General features: G+C 58.6%; 14 protein-coding genes, 1 tRNA gene and 2 rRNA genes (1 of these 17 cut by a window edge). 3 read left to right on the top strand and 14 right to left on the bottom strand.

Annotated elements, in window-relative coordinates:
* Positions 1-300 precede the first annotated feature (300 nt).
* Together DFR46_RS11725 and DFR46_RS11720 are read right to left on the bottom strand one after the other, a co-directional pair.
* Complete coding sequence (locus DFR46_RS11725; RefSeq protein WP_116236606.1) at positions 301-1,905, bottom strand: choline dehydrogenase; 1,605 nt, start codon at positions 1,903-1,905, stop codon at positions 301-303.
* A 1-nt stretch (position 1,906) separates the two neighbouring features.
* The gene (locus DFR46_RS11720; RefSeq protein WP_116236605.1) at positions 1,907-3,049 is read right to left on the bottom strand and encodes an acyl-CoA dehydrogenase family protein; all 1,143 of its coding nucleotides are present in this window, start codon (positions 3,047-3,049) and stop codon (positions 1,907-1,909) included.
* Between the two features lie 163 nt (positions 3,050-3,212).
* Here DFR46_RS11720 and DFR46_RS11715 point away from each other — a divergent pair, with 163 nt between their 5' ends.
* Together DFR46_RS11715 and DFR46_RS11710 are read left to right on the top strand one after the other, a co-directional pair.
* Positions 3,213-4,385, top strand: coding sequence for an acetyl-CoA C-acetyltransferase (locus DFR46_RS11715; protein ID WP_116236604.1), 1,173 nt, complete (start codon positions 3,213-3,215; stop codon positions 4,383-4,385).
* A gap of 134 nt (positions 4,386-4,519) precedes the next feature.
* Complete coding sequence (locus DFR46_RS11710) at positions 4,520-5,305, top strand: SDR family NAD(P)-dependent oxidoreductase (RefSeq protein WP_116236603.1); 786 nt, start codon at positions 4,520-4,522, stop codon at positions 5,303-5,305.
* An 87-nt stretch (positions 5,306-5,392) separates the two neighbouring features.
* On the opposite strand, the gene DFR46_RS11705 is transcribed toward DFR46_RS11710, so the two are convergent.
* The 4 genes from DFR46_RS11705 to DFR46_RS11690 all read right to left on the bottom strand — a co-directional run bounded on the left by DFR46_RS11705 (position 5,393) and on the right by DFR46_RS11690 (position 10,908).
* Positions 5,393-6,928 carry an acyl-CoA synthetase gene (locus DFR46_RS11705; RefSeq protein WP_116236602.1) on the bottom strand — a complete coding sequence of 512 codons (1,536 nt, stop codon included), beginning with the start codon at positions 6,926-6,928 and terminating at the stop codon, positions 5,393-5,395.
* A gap of 84 nt (positions 6,929-7,012) precedes the next feature.
* On the bottom strand, positions 7,013-9,067 hold the full coding sequence (locus DFR46_RS11700) for a TonB-dependent receptor (RefSeq protein ID WP_116236601.1): 2,055 nt from the start codon (positions 9,065-9,067) through the stop codon (positions 7,013-7,015).
* A gap of 35 nt (positions 9,068-9,102) precedes the next feature.
* A complete protein-coding gene (maiA, locus tag DFR46_RS11695; RefSeq protein ID WP_116236600.1) occupies positions 9,103-9,729 on the bottom strand; it encodes a maleylacetoacetate isomerase in 627 nt (208 codons plus the stop codon).
* A gap of 3 nt (positions 9,730-9,732) precedes the next feature.
* On the bottom strand, positions 9,733-10,908 hold the full coding sequence (locus DFR46_RS11690; protein ID WP_116236599.1) for a CaiB/BaiF CoA transferase family protein: 1,176 nt from the start codon (positions 10,906-10,908) through the stop codon (positions 9,733-9,735).
* 270 nt (positions 10,909-11,178) lie between these two features.
* On the opposite strand from DFR46_RS11690, the gene DFR46_RS11685 reads away from it, so the two are divergent.
* Complete coding sequence (locus tag DFR46_RS11685; RefSeq protein WP_116236598.1) at positions 11,179-11,853, top strand: PilZ domain-containing protein; 675 nt, start codon at positions 11,179-11,181, stop codon at positions 11,851-11,853.
* 12 nt (positions 11,854-11,865) lie between these two features.
* Here the strand turns inward: DFR46_RS11685 and DFR46_RS11680 are convergent, their stop codons facing one another.
* The 8 genes from DFR46_RS11680 to DFR46_RS11645 all read right to left on the bottom strand — a co-directional run.
* Positions 11,866-12,528 carry a glutathione S-transferase gene (locus tag DFR46_RS11680; protein WP_116236597.1) on the bottom strand — a complete coding sequence of 221 codons (663 nt, stop codon included), beginning with the start codon at positions 12,526-12,528 and terminating at the stop codon, positions 11,866-11,868.
* The gene (trhO, locus tag DFR46_RS11675) at positions 12,521-13,471 is read right to left on the bottom strand and encodes an oxygen-dependent tRNA uridine(34) hydroxylase TrhO (RefSeq protein ID WP_116237316.1); all 951 of its coding nucleotides are present in this window, start codon (positions 13,469-13,471) and stop codon (positions 12,521-12,523) included. The genes DFR46_RS11680 and trhO overlap by 8 nt, the downstream gene beginning before the upstream one ends.
* 98 nt (positions 13,472-13,569) lie before the next feature.
* A complete protein-coding gene (locus DFR46_RS11670; RefSeq protein WP_116236596.1) occupies positions 13,570-13,809 on the bottom strand; it encodes an HP1242/YdcH family protein in 240 nt (79 codons plus the stop codon).
* Between the two features lie 121 nt (positions 13,810-13,930).
* The gene (locus tag DFR46_RS11665; RefSeq protein ID WP_116236595.1) at positions 13,931-14,950 is read right to left on the bottom strand and encodes a M14 family metallopeptidase; all 1,020 of its coding nucleotides are present in this window, start codon (positions 14,948-14,950) and stop codon (positions 13,931-13,933) included.
* Positions 14,938-16,368 carry a glutamate-cysteine ligase family protein gene (locus DFR46_RS11660; RefSeq protein WP_116236594.1) on the bottom strand — a complete coding sequence of 477 codons (1,431 nt, stop codon included), beginning with the start codon at positions 16,366-16,368 and terminating at the stop codon, positions 14,938-14,940. The genes DFR46_RS11665 and DFR46_RS11660 overlap by 13 nt, the downstream gene beginning before the upstream one ends.
* Before the next feature lie 171 nt (positions 16,369-16,539).
* A tRNA-Met gene (locus DFR46_RS11655) sits at positions 16,540-16,616 on the bottom strand.
* Positions 16,617-16,697: 81 nt separating this feature from the next.
* Positions 16,698-16,812: ribosomal RNA gene (rrf, locus tag DFR46_RS11650) — 5S ribosomal RNA — on the bottom strand.
* 112 nt (positions 16,813-16,924) lie between these two features.
* A 23S ribosomal RNA gene (locus DFR46_RS11645) occupies positions 16,925-19,165 on the bottom strand (it continues 550 nt past the right edge of the window).

Genomic DNA, 19,165 nt, shown 5'->3' with positions numbered 1-19,165 from the left:
CATTATTGAACCGGTTTTTCCGGCTTTTTTTCTCGGCAAGGCTTTGCGCCAATCCCGGTTATTCAATCAGAATGTCTGTGGGGAGACATACATCGGCGATGCTGAAATCGAACGCCAATGGCATCTTTCTTATTCCCGCAGGCACCTTCTCCGACTTATTATTTTCTTTTGAAGCTAAGCCTCGACAGAAATTGCGTCAACCGCAATTGACGTAAAGGGAACGCAAGAAGGGGTCGGTGTGCATCGTTGCAACAGTCGATTTTTGGGGAAATACAGGGTTTCCGTTACGTAATGCTGAGGTCAGGCCATTTCTGCCGCTATCTTTTCGGCGATCATGATAACCGGCGCATTGGTATTTCCGCCGATTAGCGTGGGCATGATCGAGGCATCCACGACCCGCAGACCTTCCATTCCCCGCATTTTCAGCGACCCGTCCAGCGGCGACTCGTCATCTGCACCCATCCGTACCGTGCCGACCGGGTGATAGATTGTTTCGGCGGACTCGCGGACATACCCGTCAATCTCCTCGTCGGTCATGACTCCCGGCCCCGGAACCAGTTCCGGTCCGCGAAGCGATGCCAGTGCCGCTTGCTCACAAATGGTCCGTATCATCTTTACCGACTCCCGCATGACGCGTTTGTCTTCCTCGCTGTCAAGATAATTGGGGTCGATCCGGGGAGTTGCGAAGGGGTCGGCGGAATGGATGCCGACTTCGCCGCGGCTTTCCGGCCTCAACTGGCAGGCATGGACGGTGAAGCCGTCCTTCTTCACTTCCTGGAACCCATGCTCGATCATGATCGCGTTCACGAGATGGAGCTGGATATCGGGACGGTCGAGCCCGTCCCGCGATTTGAGGAACGCACCGGTCTGGAGGAAATTGTCAGTGCCCGCGCCTTTCCGCCGCAACAGGAAATCGAGGCCCACAAACAGCTTCTTGAGGCCCGCCTGTTTAGAATGAGCGGAAAGCTTTTGTGTCATCTCGTGCGCGACCACGACATCGAGATGATCTTGCAGATTCTTCCCGACCTGCGGCGAAGCATGAGTGACCTCAATCCCGTGCTTCCTCAGTTCTTCCGGATCGCCGATACCGGATAACATCAGCAGTTGCGGCGATTGCACGGCCCCGGCACAGACGATCACCTCGCGCCGGGCCTTTATGGTTCGTTTCTCCTGCCCCTTACCGGCCACCGCCTCGACGCCGGTAGCGCGCCTGTTCTCGACAAGAATTTTCGTCACCAGGCCGGTCGAGAGAATGGCAAGATTGTCGCGCTTGCCGGCTATCGGGTGCAAATAGGCTCGTGCCGCGCTGAACCGCTCGCCATCGGCAATGGTGCGCTGATAGGGGCCGAGCCCTTCCTGCTGCTCACCGTTGAAATCGTCGGTTGTCGGATAGCCTGCTGCCGCTCCCGCCTCCACGAACTTGCCATATACCGCATCGCGCATTTCGCTATTGGTGACGCCGAGCGGCCCGTCGCGGCCATGATAGGCGTCGTCTCCCTCATCATAGCTTTCCGATTTCTTGAAATAGGGCAACACATCGTCATAGCCCCATCCGGTCAGGCCGGTCTGGCGCCACTGGTCATAGTCGCGCGCATGGCCGCGAATATAGATCATGCCGTTGATGCTGGACGAACCCCCCCACCCCTTGCCGCGCGGCCAGTAGAGCTTGCGATTGTCGAGATGCTTCTGTGGCTCGGTCCAGAAGAACCAGTTTTGCGGATTGGGTTCCTTGAGAAGCGCCCCGACACCGGCCGGCATCTTTACGAGCAGGCTCGTGTCTTCCTTGCCGGCCTCGATCAGGCAAACCGACACCGACGGATCCGCCGACAAGCGGTTCGCCATCACACAACCGGCGCTGCCCGCGCCTACGATAACATAATCGAATTCGTTGGTTTCAGTCGCCATGTCAGATACTCCGGCCGATAACTTCTTTCATGATCTCCGATGTGCCGCCATAGATGCGCTGGACCCGCGCATCCCGCCACAGCCGCGCAACCGGATATTCATTCATATAGCCCGCACCGCCATGCAGCTGCAGCGCGGCATCGCAGGCGCGCCATTGCAATTCGGTATGCCAGAGCTTCGCGGCCGACCCTTCATCGGCGGTCAGTTCGCCGCGCAAATGCCGAGACAAGGCCCAATCGATATGCGCCCAGCCGACCTGAAGCTGCGCCGCCAGATCGGCCAGTGTGAAGCGGGTATTCTGGAAATCGAAGATGCGCTGGCCGAACGCCTTGCGGTCCTTGGTGAAGCTTACCGCCTCGTCGAAGGCGCGCTGCGCGCCGGCTTGCGCACCGATCGCAATGCTGAGCCTTTCCTGGGGGAGCTGGTTCATCAGATAGATGAAGCCGCGCCCTTCTTCGCCGAGGCAATTGGTGATGGGAACGCGGACATCGTTGAAGAACAGTTCCGACGTATCAGCAGAATGCTGGCCGATCTTGTCGAGGTTCCTGCCCCGCGCAAAGCCTTCGCGATCCGCTTCGACCAGGATCAGCGATACACCCTTCGCGCCCTGAGTCGGGTCGGTCTTGGCCACGACGATGACGACATCGGCGTTCTGGCCATTGGTGATATAGGTTTTGGAGCCATTGATGACATAATGATCGCCATCCTTTTTGGCGGTCGTTTTAATGCCCTGCAGGTCCGAGCCCGTGCCCGGCTCGGTCATCGCAATAGCCGATATGGCTTCACCCGATACGAGCTTCGGAATCCAGTGCTTCTTTTGCTCCTCCGAACCATAGGCCAGGAAATAGTCGGCCGTGATATCCGACTGCAGCGTGATCCCGGCCGACGATCCGGCATAGGCCAGCTCTTCGTCGATCACCCCGTTGAAACCGAAATCGAGGCCGAGGCCGCCATATTCCTCGGGCATGGTCGGGCACAGCAGCCCGGCTTCACCGCAGGCTGTCCAGAAATGTCGGTCGACAATCTCTTCCTTTTCCCAGCGGTCGAGATGGGGATGCAACTCCTTATCGAAGAATTTGCGGACCTGATCGCGGAAAAGCTCGTGATTCTCGTCATAGACGGAGCGGTTGGCTGTTTGGAGCATTGTAATTTCCTTTCGTCCCGACGGCACTCCGCGCGAGAATCCATCCTTGTCGATCTTGCCAGTCGCGTTCCGTGATATGCAGGTTGACGCGAACGTCAACCTTATTGCACAAGGGTCGGCGAATGCGGGCCCCCCCGACTCACGAAAAACGAGGAGAATAAAGATGGCAGCTGCCTATATAGTTGATGCAGTGCGAACAGCCGGCGGACGCCGCGGCGGCAAGCTGGCCGGTGTGCATCCGGTCGATCTCGGTGCAGCAGTTTTCGACGCGATCGCCGATCGCAACGATTTCGATCCCGCAGCGATCGAAGATGTCATTACCGGCTGCGTAATCCAGGGCGGCGAACAGGCGATGGATGTCGGCCGTAACGCCGTGCTCGCCTCCAATCTTCCCGACTCGATCCCCTCGGTTTCGATCGACCGGCAGTGCGGATCATCCCAGCAGGCCATGCAGTTCGCGGCGCAGGGGGTAATGAGCGGCACCCAAGACATGGTTCTGGCCAGCGGTATCGAGAGCATGACGCGCGTGCCGATGGGCTCGACCGCCACGCTCTACATGAAAGAGGGCATGGGCAATTATAAAAGCCCGCGGCTGGAAGAAAAATATCCGAAGATGATGTTCAGCCAGTTCATGGGCGCCGAGATGATCGCCAAGAAGCACGGTTTCACCAAGGAACAGCTCGACCAGTTCTCACTCGAGTCTCACCAGAAGGGCGCCCGCGCTACCGAAGCCGGCGCGTTCGACAACGAGATCGTCCCGATCGAGGTGGAAACGCCCGAAGGCATGGTATCCCACAAGACGGACGAAGGCATTCGCGGCGATGCGACGCTCGAGGGCATCCAGTCGGTCAAGCTGATCCAGGAAGGGGGCGTTATAACCGCCGCCAATGCCAGCCAGATCTGCGACGGGGCATCCGCCGTACTGATCGTGAGCGAACAGGCATTGAAGGATCATGGCCTCACGCCGCGCGCGCGCATCCACAATGTTACCGTAACAGCCGGCGATCCGGTCATCATGCTCGAAGAACCGCTGTTCGCCACTGACCGGGCCCTACAACGCGCCGGGCTCAGTATCGGCGATATCGATCTTTACGAGGTCAACGAGGCCTTCGCCCCGGTGCCGCTCGCCTGGCTCAAACATACCGGCGCGGAAGCGGACAAGCTCAACGTTCATGGCGGCGCAATTGCGCTAGGCCATCCGCTCGGCGCTTCGGGCACAAAATTGATGGCAACCCTGCTCAACGCCCTTGAACAGCGTGCAGGCAAATATGGTCTTCAGACGATGTGCGAAGGCGGCGGCCAGGCCAATGTCACGATCATCGAGCGGATGGCCTAGTCCATTCGAGCAGGTATAGTTTCCGTTCGGGCTGAGCGTGTCGAGGCCCTGCCTTTTCTTTCCCGGCAAAGAAAGAGAAGGCCGATTCTTCGACAGGCCCGGGGCCAACGGCTTCAATTGAAAGGAAATACATAATGGAACTCAATGAAAACATCTCCGCCGTTGTCACCGGCGGCGCATCCGGACTCGGCGCGGCAACGGCCCGCCTGCTTGCATCCAAAGGCGTGAAAGTCGCACTGTTCGACCTGCAGGAAGAAAAGGGCACCGCCGTCGCTGCAGAAATCGGCGGCACCTTTTGCGAAGTGAATGTTACGGACGACGCCAGCGTCGATGCCGGCTTCGCCAAGGCCCGCGAAGCCCATGGCCAGGAACGCATCCTCGTCAATTGTGCGGGCACGGGCGCGGCGATGAAAACCGCCAGCCGCTCCAAGGAAGACGGCTCGATCAAACATTATCCGGCCGACGCCTTTAACTGGCTTATCCAGATCAACCTGGTCGGCACCTTCCGCTGCATCGCCAAATCGGCGGCCGGCATGATGACGCTCGACCCGCTGACCGAAGGCGGCGATCGCGGCGCCATCGTCAACACCGCTTCGGTTGCCGCCGAAGACGGCCAGATGGGCCAGGTCGCCTATTCGGCCTCCAAGGCCGGTGTCGTCGGTATGACGCTGCCGATCGCGCGCGACCTTATGAGCGAGAATATCCGGATCAACACGATCCTGCCCGGCATTTTCGATACGCCGCTGCTGATGGGCGCGCCGCAGAAAGTTCGCGATGCGCTTGCCGCTTCCGTGCCCTTCCCCAAGCGCCTCGGCCAGCCGGAAGAATATGCTCATCTGGCGCTGGCAATGATCGAAAACGGCTATTTCAATGCCGAAGACGTCCGCCTCGACGGCGCGATTCGCATGGCCCCTCGTTAAATCTCGGGCGGCCGCATGAATCCGGGATAGACCGGACTGTCTTTTCGAGACGGCGAGCCCTTCCTCCGCAAGGAGGGAGGGCTTTTGCTATCCGGCCTTCGCGTCTTTCCAATATTCGTCGCGCAACAGGCGCTTGTAGAGCTTGCCTGTCGGGTGCCGTGGCAGTTCCTCGAGAAAATCGACCTGGCGGGGAACTTTCACACCCGACAGATGATGCCGCATCCAGGCGATCAGTTCCTCGCCGAATTCCGGCGTGGCGTCCGCCATGTCCAGCGGCTGGACAATCGCGACCACACGCTCGCCAAAATCCTCGTCGGGCGCGCCGATCACGGCCGCATCGGCAATCCTGTCATGGGTGATCAGCAGGTTTTCGATCTCCTGCGGATAGACGTTCACACCGCCAGTGATGATCATGAAGCTCTTACGGTCGGTAAGATAGAGGAACCCGTCCTCATCGACCCAGCCGACATCGCCAAGCGTTGTCCAGCCATGTTTGTTGGTCGCGTCGGACGTCTTCTCGGGATCGTTATGATAGGTGAAGGGGGAGCCGCCCTCGAAATAGACCGTGCCCTCCGTCCGCGGTGGAACTTCATCGCCATTCTCGTCACAGATGCGGACAATGCCTAGCAGGGCCGTGCCGACCGATCCCTTATGGGTCAGCCAGTTCTCCGAATCGATAGCGGTGAAGCCGTTGCCCTCGCTGCCGGCATAATATTCCCGGAGCACCGGCCCCCACCATTCGATCATCTTTTCCTTGATCGGAATGGGGCACGGTGCCGCGGCATGTACCGCGCTTTTCAACGATGAAACGTCATACCGCAGCCGGACCTCATCGGGCAACTTGAGCATCCGAACAAAGTGTGTCGGCACCCATTGGCTGACATCCACCTTATATTTCTCGATCAGCGCCAGCGCATTTTCCGGATCGAATTTTTCCATCACGACCACGGTCCCACCAAGCTTGTGCACGGTGAGGCTCCATCGGAGCGGGGCAGCATGGTACAAGGGCGCGGGCGAAAGATAGACGCTGTCGCCGCTGAATCCGAACACCCCGGTTGCCAGCATGACCAGCGCATTTGATTCCGCGATCCCGGGATTTTCCGGAAGCGGTATCCGCACGCCCTTGGGCTGGCCGGTCGTCCCCGAACTGTAGAGCATGTCGACGCCCGCCCGTTCATCGGCGACCGGCGTATCGGGCAATCCCTCTAGCGCCTTATCGAGATTGCGATACCCGGCATGTTCGCTCCCCACGATGAAGCGCTCGAGTGGCGGACCGAAATCGGCCAGCTGGTCCAGCGCCTTGCCGATATAATCCGATGTAAACAGAGCCTTGGCACCGCTATCCTCAAGGATATAGGCGATCTCGGGAGCCGTCAGCCGGCAGGAGATGGCGATATAGATTTGGCCGGCCCGCTGTGCCGCCCAGACAAGATCGAAAAACCGCGCCCGATTGTCCATGCAGATTGCAATCGGATCTCCATGGCCGAGGCCGAGCTGGCGGAACAGATGGGCTATCCGGTTCGAATTCTTGTCGAGCTGGTCATAGCTCACCGTCTCTCCGCTCGCCGCCATGATGATTGCGGGTTTGTCAGGGTTATCTTGCGCATGAACGCTAGGGTGCATCGGGGCCTCTCCATATTCTCGTTTCTTACAGGTTTACGCGAACGGAAAGCGGAAAGCGAGAGGGCCTTTTACGAAGACTTCGCCCTAGAAAAACGCAAAACGCAGACCCGCCCAAAAGGTCTGCGGCATCGCCCGCTCGATCAGACCGGCACCGGATATTCCGGCTTCGACGCGCGTATTGAAAATATTCTCGGCGCGAATCTCCGCCTTTAGCGGTCCGTAAAGAGGAATCAGGGCCCGAGCGCCCACAGTCAGCGCGTCGTTCAATTGTCGCTGGTTGAGATCGTCTTCGAAACGGCCGCCGATATATCGCACGGTGACGGCCGCCTCGCCGCCCAGATCGCGCGCATAGGCAAGCGTCGCCGCGCCATTGTGCCGCGCGACCTGAACCGGCCGCAGCCCGTCCAGCGCGGCTGCGGCGCCCGAAGATTCCACTTCGGCATCCGTATAGGCATAGGAAAGCGCGATGCTCCATTCGGCGAATTGTGCCCGGGCGTCGAGTTCGATGCCGGCCGCCTCGATCGCATCGAGATTCTGCCTTTGCCTGGCGAGACCGCCACCGGGCACGAAACCGATACCCGGGAAAAAGCCCGGGCCCTGCCCCACGGTCACATTGGCGATCGCATCCTCGAGCCGGTTGTAGAATATCGTCCCGCTTAGATTGAGAATCGAAGCCGGCGAATATTCGACGCCTATTTCGACGCCATCCAGGCTTTCGGGACGCAGCATGGCATTCGCCCCTGTGACATCGCTGCCCACGCGGAACGGGCGAAACAGTTCGTTCAGCGTCGGCAACCGCCAGCCGGTATAGCCTGCCGCCCTGATCGTCAGGGGATTGGCCGGCTGCCAGGCCAGTCCGGCGCGGCCGGTAAACCGCCAGTCGCTGCGATCCGGATACAAGGTCTGGTCATTGAGCGGCCCGCCCAGATCGCCCTGCCGGAAAAACCCGTTTTCGATCCACCAGCGATCGACCCGGGCGCTTCCGGTCAGCGTCAGGCCGGGCGCGGCGCGCGCCGTCAGCTCGGCGAATCCGCCGGCCGTGCGCGTCACGCCGCCAGCTTCCCGTTCCCGGGTCGGTGCGCCAGCGACAAAGAAGAAACGTTCTTTGGTTCGACCTTCGGTTTCACGATAGTCGCCGCCAAGCCGCACTTCGACCGCATCGCCCGGCAGGGCGGGGCGTATTTCAAAACGCCCGCCATAGCCCGTGGAAGGAACGCTATACTGGTCCAGCACCTGCGTCGCCGTGGTCCGCGCGGCATCGACGCGCGCAAAACTGTTCCGGAAACCCCGATCCTGATAGTAGAACAACGCTTCCCATTGCCAGGCGCCCCGCCCGACGAGCCTAACGCTACCATCGATACCGCGCGTCCGGTTGCCGCTGAACGGTATGCCGCGACTACGTTCATCGTGAAAAAAGCGGCCGCCGACCTGTATTTCGCTGCTGCCGATAGGAGCCGCCAATCGCACGGCCCCGCCATATTGCTCGTAACCGGCGGGCTCATCCACTGAGCCGCGTTGCGATCGGATAACCGGAATGAAGCCGTCGCCGCTCGCATAATGGCCCGACACATCGAGCAGCGCGTTCTCGCCCGGGGGCAGCATGACCCCGAATCCCATCTCGGTCGCATCGCGGCTGCCATAAGCGATACTGGCACGGGCCGGCTGAAAATTCTCCGTCGACAGGCTTTCCAGCTCAATCGTGCCCGCCAGGGCGCCGGGCCCGAAGGCCCCGCTACCTCCGCCCCGCGTTACGCGAACCCGGCCCAGATTCCGGGCATCATAGCCCGGCCAGCTGATCCAGCCGCCAAAAGGGTCACTTTGCGGAATCCCGTCCAGGATCAGCAGGGCCCGGCTCGAAGCATTGCCGCCCAGTCCGCGAAGTGTAGCGCCCTGACTGGTTGGATTGGCCGATCGCGAGTCCGACACGCGGAAGAGCTGGAACCCGGCGACGCGGCCAAGGATATTCTCCAGCCGCCCGCTCGGATCGCGGGCAATGTCCTCGGCGCCCAAATCAACGATATTATAGGCGACTTCGCCAACCGGATCTTCAAGGCCGCTTGCGGTTACGACAATAGGCGCGCCCTGGGCCAGAGCCGGAGTAGCCGTCGCGGAAAGGAGCAGGACAGTAAGTATTCGCATGAAGTTACTCAAACACAGAAAGGGGACCGGACGCACTAGTCAATATGGTCGGGATGCGCCGCCTGAAAGGCCGCCAGTCTATTCGCTCGCGCATCATAGTCCAGCAATGTGGGAAAATCGTCGAGAGAAATATCGAAGCGGCGGGCATTATAGATTTGCGGCACGAGGCAGAGATCGGCGAGACCCGGCAGGTTTCCGGACAGAAATTCCTTTCCATGGCGGGCTGCAAGCTGCTCGAGCGCTACGAACCCTTCTCGCACCCAATGGGCATACCACCGCGCGCGCGTTTCCTTGTCGTGGCCAAGATTGTCGGTCAGATAATGGAGAACGCGCAAATTGTTGAGCGGGTGAATGTCGCTCGCAACGACCTGCGCCATTGAACGAACATGCGCCGCTGCAACAGGATTGGCGGGCACCAGGGGCGGTTCGGGACGGGTGCGATCGAGATAGTCTATGATACTGAGGGACTGGGTGAGCTGCGCTCCGTCCACTTCCAGCATCGGGACCAAGCCCTGGGGATTGCGCGCGCGATACTCATCGCTCTTCTGGCCATTTTCGAGCAGATTCACGGCGACCCGCTCATAATCGAGCTCTTTGAGATTGAGCGCAATCCGGACGCGGTAGCTCGCCGAAGACCGGAAATAGTCGTAAAGACGGATCATGGATTATCCCTCCACTGTTTTGGACGCTTGCAGCTTTTCGCGAATCTCCTCGCCATGCTCATCGACCCGCGGCGCCGGGCCAATCTCCGGATCAGGCCGCGCGGAAAACCGCACAGGCGGCTGCATTTCGAAATAGCCGCCTTCGCTGGGATGTTCCTTACGCTTGAAGAAACCCACAGCCTGTAGATGGGGGTCTTCCATGATTGTGAGAATATCCCGGGCCGGCATGAACGGAATATTGGCTTCGGTAAACAATGCCGCCCATTCCGCATTCGTTTTCGCCGGTGCCAGCGCGTCGATCCGTTCGAACATTTTTCCCTGATTGCGGAAACGCGTGACCGGCGTATCCAGACCCTCGCGTTCGAGAAAACCCGGATCGCCCATGATTTCGAACGTCTTCTGCCAATTCGCATCGACATAGGGAACGATGCTCATATGCCCGTCCTTGGTCGGCGACGGTTGGCGGTCGGGATCGATCTGACGCTTGTACAGGATGGATTCCTGCGGCGGATCGAATGTCGCACCGAACAGGTGCTCTTCAAGCAGGAAGCCGGTAAAGGCTTCAAACATCGGGACTTCGACAAACTGGCCCCCACCGGTGCGCAATTTATGAATGATCGCCGCCATCGTTGCATAGGCACCATGGAGCCCAGCCACCTTGTCAACGATCGCCGAAGGCACATAGCGGGGTTTCGGATTGCCATCGGCAAGCGGCATCAACGATGTCAGCCCGCTGGCAGCCTGCACGACATCGTCATAGCATTGGAGCGGTTCATAGGGCCCGCCCGATCCGAAGCCCGTACAATGGACATAGATAATATCCGGCTTCAGCTCTTTTACTGCGTCAAAGCCAAAACCAAGGCGTTCGATACCAGCCTTGCGGACATTGTGAATGAACACATCGGCGGTCTCGATAAGATCGCGCAACACTTCGGCATCCTCGTCTTTCCGGACATCCAGGGTTATCGCGCGTTTCCCGCGATTGAGTGTCATATGGCAGGCACCCATGCCCCTGGTATTCACCGGTTTGCCTGCGCCCCGAAAAAAATCCCCCTGCGGAGATTCGATCTTGATCACGTCTGCGCCGCAATCCGCCAAAATCTGGGTTGCGTAGGGCCCGAAAATCACACTCGTCATATCGACGACGCGGATACCCTCAAGCAGCTTCGGGGTGTTCATATGCGTCTCCTTTTTGGGAAGTGCATATCTGAGCCGAAAACAATCCGCTATGGGCAAAATCGCTCCAATGGCGTTGCCGCGCCATCGATGGTCGTTTCACGCAACAAACAATGGCAGGGTCGATTATAAATTCAATTCTTAAGAATAACTCAACTAATAATTAACCAAAATTTAACTAAACACTCCCTTTGACAATATTTTTTATGAAAGTTCGGAACTTTACGACTTCCCGATGGTTGTAGTTCTTGCATATTAAAGGAGGAGAGTGTAATGTTGAACGAAACCGGCTTCACCGAGTTCACGACCATTTCACTTTCCGAGACGCCACCCAAATCGCCGGATCGCAGGGAGGGGCAGCGCTATATGAGCGTCCTCCAGGCGGGCAAGATCATCACCGACACGATCCAGGAACTGTGCCTCATCCGGAACATCTCCTCCAAGGGGATCATGGCGGAGATATTTGCTCCGCTCGAAGCCGATGTGCCGGTTGAAATAGAGTTCAAGGCCGGAGCAAGCGTTTGTGGCATGGTCCGCTGGGTAAAGGATGGCCGCGCAGGCATCGAATTTGACGAAGCGATCGACGTGCACGCCGTATTGGCTCCGAATGGCGGGCGCATGACACCCCGTTCGCCCAGACTCAGCATAGACAGTATGGCGCGCGTGGTGGCCGGGGATGTCCGCGAAAGACTGCAGATCTTCGACATTTCCCAAGGCGGCGTGAAAGTCGATGCCGGCATGACACTCGAACCCGGTCTCGATGTGGTTGTCGAGATTGAAGGCCTGCCGGTCCGGGCAAGCGTCGTCCGCTGGGTCAGCGGTGACCATGCCGGCATATCGTTCAATCGCGTGATGGCGCTCGACCAGGTTGCCTATTGGGCGGCACAGCAGGGCCTCCATGCCGGTGATCTGGGCGCGGTCAGCAAAAAACGCGCTATAAGCGGCTAATCTGGAATTCGATTACGAGGCGACTGCTTCTCCCGCATAATCCGGCAACATCGCATCCCCGTCACCGGGGTGCCATTGGTTCAGCCTTACCATCGCCGCGGCAAACAGCGCCGATTCCAGATGCCGCGCAAGCCATGCCTGCAGGTTCGGTACCGCCTGTCCATCGAACCATTGACGGTCCGTCGCGGCGAATTGTCGCACAAAGGGAAAAAGCGCGATGTCGGCCAGAGCGCGCTCGTCCGCGAACAAATTTTGCCGGCCCGCCAGGCGCCGGTCTAGGCTGGCCAATATCATCATTCCCGCATCGCGATGCTCGATCGGATCGCAATCATGGCGAGACGCATATTTGTAGCGATCGAGATGATATTTGAACGGCCCGTCATTCTCCGCAATCAACGCTTCCGTGTCTTCCGCGCCCTTGCCCAGCCAACCTTCGGGATCATGCTTAGCGAGCGCCCAGCGCATGATATCAAGGCTCTGATCGATCACCCCTCCCTCTGGCAGCACCAGTACCGGAACGGTCGCTTTGGGCGAGGCTTCGATCATCGCCTCGGGCTTGTCGCGCAACAGGACTTCGCGAACCGTGCAGCGTTGGCCGCTCACCAGCAGGGCCATGCGCGTACGCATCGCATAGGGGCAGCGGCGAAAGCTGTAGAGAATCGGCAGATCAGCCATCGCCAGACGGCTCTGCACCGATATGAGTCTCGCCCCGCGCCGCGGCCAAAGTCGCCTGACGCTGGCGTTCGGCATAACCACGCCTTTGCGCCTCGGTACGCGTTCCGTGGCAGGCCGGGCAGCCGACCCCCTCCTCATAGAGCGGAGATGCCCGATCGGCTTTGCTGACAGGCATCCGGCACGCTCGGCACAGTGCATGGCTGCCACGCTCCAGTCCATGAGTTACGGTCACCCGCTCATCGAAGACAAAACACTCGCCATTCCACCGGCTGTCTTCGGGATCGATATTTTCCAGATATTTGAGGATCCCGCCCTTGAGGTGATACACCTCATCCAATCCTTCGGACTTAAGCAGGGCCGTTGCCTTTTCGCAGCGTATACCGCCCGTGCAGAACATCGCGATGCGCGGCTGTTCCCGGCCCTCCAAGAGCTTTTCGCGATTGTCGCGAAACCATCCCGGGAAATCTCGAAAACTTGGTGTTTGGGGATCGATGGCGTTTTCGAACGTCCCAGCGGCCACCTCATATGCGTTGCGCGTATCGATCAGGACCGTATCGGGATCGGCGATCAGCGCGTTCCAATCTTCCGGCGATACATAGGCCCCCACGCCGCGCACCGGATCGATATCGGGCTCCCCCATCGTCACGATTTCGCGCTTGATCCGCACCTTCATGCGGTAGAAGGGCATTTCGGCGGCCTCCGAATATTTCACTTCGATCGCCGCGCACCGGGGCAACGTCCGGATATAGGCAAGCACCGCTTCAATCCCGGCAGGCGCTCCTGCGATGGTGCCGTTGATCCCCTCCGGGGCGAGCAGGATCGTACCCCTGATCCCGGCCTCGTTGCACCTGGCTTGCAGGTCGACCTGCAAGGCGGCGCAATCCTCGAAAGGTGCAAATTGATACAGCGCGGCAACGCGAAGGGTGGTGTCCGTATCGGTCATCGGATCATCAACAGCGGGATTGTACCGCAGACGCAAGAGTTTTTGACCGGGAAACGATTCTCAAAGCACCGTCGCATGGTCAGGCCTCGGATATCGCCTTAGGAGGTGGCCAGCATCCCGTTCACTTCATCCTTAAGCTCCAGCCGCCGCTTCCTGAGATCGATGGTGCGCTCATCCGTCGCAGCTTCCACACCGCTTTCGATCCGGTGAATTTCGCGATTGATCTGATGATATTCCTCGGCGAGCTTCGCGAAATGGCCGTTTTCCATTTTCAAGTCGTGAAGCTTCTCGATCTGGTCCGGAAATTCTTCGGCCAGTTCATGGGGAACATGCGACATAGAGGGATTCTCCTGCTGGTTTCGGGCAAGTGCCCTGTGATTCGACTACCTCGATAGTGCAGCGCGCCGACCCAAATATTGATTTCGCGCAAATCGCCGCGCGAACGATTGGCGCGCCTACCTAAAGCGGCTCCATCAGGTAGCAGAGGCAATCCTGCCTAATGATGTCCAGATCATGGGTGATCATTGCGGGGATTGCCGAACGCGCGAGCCGGATATCTTCCCCGGCATGGGCGAAGAATTCCGAGGTCAGGTCATGGTCATGCTCGTCGATCACCCGGAGCGGGTTTCGGGACAATGCCGTTGTCGCCCATTTCGTGCCGGGATCCAGTTCCGAAAAGTTCAGCGCCTCCAGATCGGGCCGGAGGTTGAGCGCAGCCCCGTGTTCGCCAAAAGCAAAATCGCATGCCGGATCGACCAGTACCGAACCGAGCGTGCGATAGAGACGCACAGCGCCGGGCGGAGGAGCCGTTTCTGGGAAACTCTCAAGATGCAGCACCCGCTCAACCAGATCGAGAGCGCGCGCAATGCCCGCCCGGTCTCCGCTCTGGCCGCATTCCACCGTCACCGAGGGACAGAACTGGGAAAAGGCGATGGATTGGGTTGTGCTGGGGTTGCGGTAATAAACACCCAGACTGGCGAACATGGCAGCCAGATGAAGGTCGGCCGGCCGCCTTACATTCACGCAGCCATAATGCGGGTTGTTGCCGCTGTTATTGTGAATATCGATACTGGCGAAAGGGCATTGCGTCCGCGCCTCCTCCACGACCTCCTGCACCAGGTGGTGACAGGCGGTATCGCCCGCTGCCCAGATCCGATTGAAATCCGGCTGGTCGGGAAGGTGGCGGACGCCGGACGCCGTTGCCCGGACATTGCCGACAAAAATCGTCAGGCTCCTGGGCAGCGGCCGGTGCCGGTATTTTTCGGCCAGCGCGCGCAACACGAAAAAGCTGGTCGTCTCATTCCCGTGCAGCAGGGTCGTAAGCCAGAGCGGCGGGCCTCGCTCCCCTGCCAGAGTGATCAGCGCCGGATTGGGAAAAATGCTCAATATGTCCGTCGGCTTCGCGCCGATCAGGCCCGCGGGCAGGCAGTCCAACCGATCGAGCGTGTACGGCGCCGGCGAGGCCATCATATCGTCCATTTGTGCACCGGCTCACCCTGCGCCTGCAATTCGACGTAACGCTCGGTCAGAGCCTGGAAGTTCCGGCCCTTTTCCCGGTAGTAACGCCGCTGCCACTCCGCCCCCGTCCGGCCCGACTTGATCCTTTCATGCAGCACACCATCGAAATAGTGATCGAGGCTGTCCAGATTGAGCCCCTCCGCAGCCAGCGCCGTTTTGGCGGACGGCAAGAGTTTTTCCAGAAGCAGGGCTTGCATATCGATGGTCTTTCCCGACCAGTCGACCCGCGCGGCCAGCCCCTCCCTGGCACAGGCATAGAAATTCGCGCGCGCGGTCTCGAACGGCATTTGTGATTCAGCTGGCGTCGACGAGCGGGCCAGCGCGAGTGCGAGCCCGTAATAAAGTGCCAGATTGGCGACCATATCGGTGACGGTGGGGCCGGACGGCATCACTCTCTGTTCGACGCGCAAATGGGGTTCGCCGCTGTCCTCGAATCCGATAATCGGCCGGTTCCAGCGCCAGATCGTGCCATTTTGCAGGCGCAGGTGCGGCAGCGTCTCCACCGCCTCCACATGCGTGGGCAGCAAGATCGGATAACTTAGATTTTCGAGGAACAATTCGAGCAGGGAATGCCGGACATATCCGGTTCCCAGCGTAACACGCAGGACATCGCGGCCCGCCAGATCGGGAAAGCCGTGAATTTTCGTCGATTGCTCAAAAGCGGGAATGCGCGTCTCCGACCAGAGCGAATGGCCATAGAGAAAGGGCGAATTGGCGCTCGCAGCAACAAGCGGTGCCGACGCGATGACCGATGCATTGTAGAATCGCGCGGCATCGTCCTGATTGACCTTCAGATGGGCCTGGAGGGAAGTGCAGGCTGCTTCGAGCATGATATGGTCGCACCGATAATCGAGCTGGTCTTCGCCATCGATGCAGATATGCAGCGGTTCCGATTGCCGGGCGCCGATAAGCGCCTTGTTGAGCGCCTTGTACCTGTTGGTGCTGGACATCCAGGCTGGCTGCAGCATTTCGTCGCGCACGGTTGGGAGTATTCCCGTGGCCAGGGGTCGCAAACTCAGCGTTTCGCCGGCGCGAACGCAGCGTTCCCAAAGGGCGGAAACGTCGCTCGACATCCGGTCGAGACAATCGCCGCGCAATGGCCCCGGATCTGCATTGAGTTCGAAATTGAACTTGGAGAGCTCCGGGACAATCCGCGCATCATTTGCAGTGGCGATAAATTCTTCGGCCTGGGGCGTTGGCAGGCAATTCCCGTCGACGAGCCAGGCCTCAATCTCCAGACCCGTTGTGAAGGTGTCGGATGCATCGAACCGGCGCTCGTCGAACCATCGTTTGAGCGTCTTCGTCTCATCACGTAGACGGGCACGGAAAGCCTCGAAATCGGACCGATCGAATTCGGATTGCCCGATATCCTCGCCCATGCCGTTCCCCCATCCTGCAGGCCTGTCGACCGGCCCATCCAGTCTAATCGCCTTCGCGTTCGACCGTATGGAGATTAGCATTGGAGAGGCCCAGCGGTTTGATCCGTATCAAACGCAAAAAAGCCCCGCCGATCAAAGCGAGGCCTGGTTAGGCAGATCCGTTGGAAATGTTGGTTGCGGGGGTTGGATTTGAACCAACGACCTTCAGGTTATGAGCCTGACGAGCTACCGGGCTGCTCCACCCCGCGCCAACTTGGGCCGGTGAGGCCGAAAGCCTTTGATCATCGTAAATGGGTTATCCCTGACCTTTTTCCTACGCCAGCTTCAAAGCCTGGCGGCGACCTACTCTTCCGCGTCTTAAGACGAAGTACCATCGGCGCAATCAGGTTTCACGGCCGAGTTCGGGATGGGATCGGGTGGGTCACTGACGCCATAGCCACCAAGCTATGGAGCTGGCGTAGAAAAGGGAAAGAAATCGATACCCGTCATGGGCTGCGACTAAGATTATCCATACAATCGCGGACAATGCACGGCACTGTCGTTGATGGTGGGACTCTCGAAGTGTAATAAGAGCTATTAGTACCGGTCAGCTTCACGCATTACTGCGCTTCCACATCCGGCCTATCAACGTGGTGGTCTTCCACGGCTCGATGATATCTTATCTTGAGGGAGGCTTCCCGCTTAGATGCTTTCAGCGGTTATCCCGTCCATGCATAGCTACCCTGCTGCACCGCTGGCGCGATGACAGGTCCACCAGAGGCATGTTCACCCCGGTCCTCTCGTACTAGGGGCAACTCCTCTCAAATATCGACGCCCACGGCAGATAGGGACCAAACTGTCTCGCGACGTTCTGAACCCAGCTCACGTACCACTTTAATTGGCGAACAGCCAAACCCTTGGGACCTGCTCCAGCCCCAGGATGTGATGAGCCGACATCGAGGTGCCAAACAACCCCGTCGATATGAGCTCTTGGGGGTTATCAGCCTGTTATCCCCGGCGTACCTTTTATCCGTTGAGCGATGGCCCTTCCACGAGGGACCACCGGATCACTATGACCGACTTTCGTCTCTGCTCGACCTGTCGGTCTCGCAGTCAGGCAGGCTTATGCCATTGCACTCTCGCAGACGGTTTCCAACCGTCCTGAGCCTACCATCGCGCGCCTCCGTTACTCTTTAGGAGGCGACCGCCCCAGTCAAACTACCCGCCACAGAGGGTCCCTGAACCGGTTTCACGGTTCTAGGTTAGACATCAAAAAACAATAGGGTGGTATTTCACAGGTTGGCTCCACTCGGACTGGCGCCCAAGTTTCAAAGCCTCCCACCTATTCTACACAATTCTTTTCTAATGCCACTCTGAAGCTGCAGTAAAGGTGCACGGGGTCTTTCCGTCTAACCGCGGGTACTCCGCATCTTCACGGAGAATTCAATTTCGCTGAGTTGGTGTTGGAGACAGTGGGGAAGTCGTTACGCCATTCGTGCAGGTCGGAACTTACCCGACAAGGAATTTCGCTACCTTAGGACCGTTATAGTTACGGCCGCCGTTCACCGGGGCTTCAATTCGGAGCTTGCACTCCTCCTTTTAACCTTCCGGCACCGGGCAGGCGTCAGACCCTATACGTCGTCTTGAAGCCGACTTAGCAGAGCCCTGTGTTTTTGATAAACAGTCGCTACCCCCCAGCTTGTGCCCCCTGCAAAAAGTTGCCTTCATGCAGGGCCTCCTTCTCCCGAAGTTACGGAGGCAATTTGCCGAGTTCCTTCAACACCATTCTCTCAAGCGCCTTGGTATACTCTACCTGCCCACCTGTGTCGGTTTCGGGTACGGTCTATATGGTGGGGCTATTTCCTGGAACTGCTTCGCAGCCTGTTCAATCCAATAAGAACAAACAACTTACGCAATCCGTCACATCCCACCAGGCCCACGAATATTAACGTGGTTCCCATCGACTACCCCCTTCGGGCTCGTCTTAGGGGCCGGCTTACCCTGCTCAGATTAGCTTTAAGCAGGAACCCTTGGGCTTTCGGCGAGAGGGCATCTCACCCTCTTTATCGCTACTCATGTCAGCATTCGCACTTCCGATACGTCCACGGTCCATTACCAGACCGCTTCAACCGCCTACGGAACGCTCCGCTACCGCATGATCCGAAGATCACACCCTAAGCTTCGGTACATATCTTTAGCCCCGTTACATCTTCGCCGCAGGAACCCTTATTTAGACCAGTGAGCTGTTACGCTTTCTTTAAAGGATGGCTGCTTCTAAGCCAACCTCCTGGTTGTTTTGGGATTCCCACATGCTTTCACACTTAGATATGATTTGGGGACCTTAGCTGTAGGTTAGGGCTGTTTCCCTTTCGACGACGGACCTTAGCACCCGCCGTCTGTCTCCCGGATAGTATTCTTGGGTATTCGGAGTTTGGTTAGGTTTGGTAGGTCTCGCGACCCCCTAGCCCATCCAGTGCTCTACCCCCCAAGATATTCATCCGAGGCACTACCTAAATAGTTTTCGCGGAGAACCAGCTATTTCCCGGCTTGATTGGCCTTTCACCCCTAAACACAGCTCATCCGATAATTTTTCAACATTATACGGTTCGGTCCTCCAGTGCATGTTACTGCACCTTCAACCTGGCCATGCCTAGATCGCCGGGGTTCGGGTCTAATGCATCGAACTCAGTCGCGCTATTCACACTCGCTTTCGCTTCGCCTCCGCCTAACGGCTTAAGCTTGCTCGATACATTAAGTCACTGACCCATTATACAAAAGGTACGCTGTCACCCCCAAAGGGGCTCCAACTGAATTGTAA

The organism is Parasphingopyxis lamellibrachiae (assembly GCF_003385775.1).
GTDB lineage: Bacteria > Pseudomonadota > Alphaproteobacteria > Sphingomonadales > Sphingomonadaceae > Parasphingopyxis > Parasphingopyxis lamellibrachiae.
The sequence above is the reverse complement of the archived record's forward strand: the minus strand, read 5'-3'. Positions and strand labels throughout refer to the sequence as shown.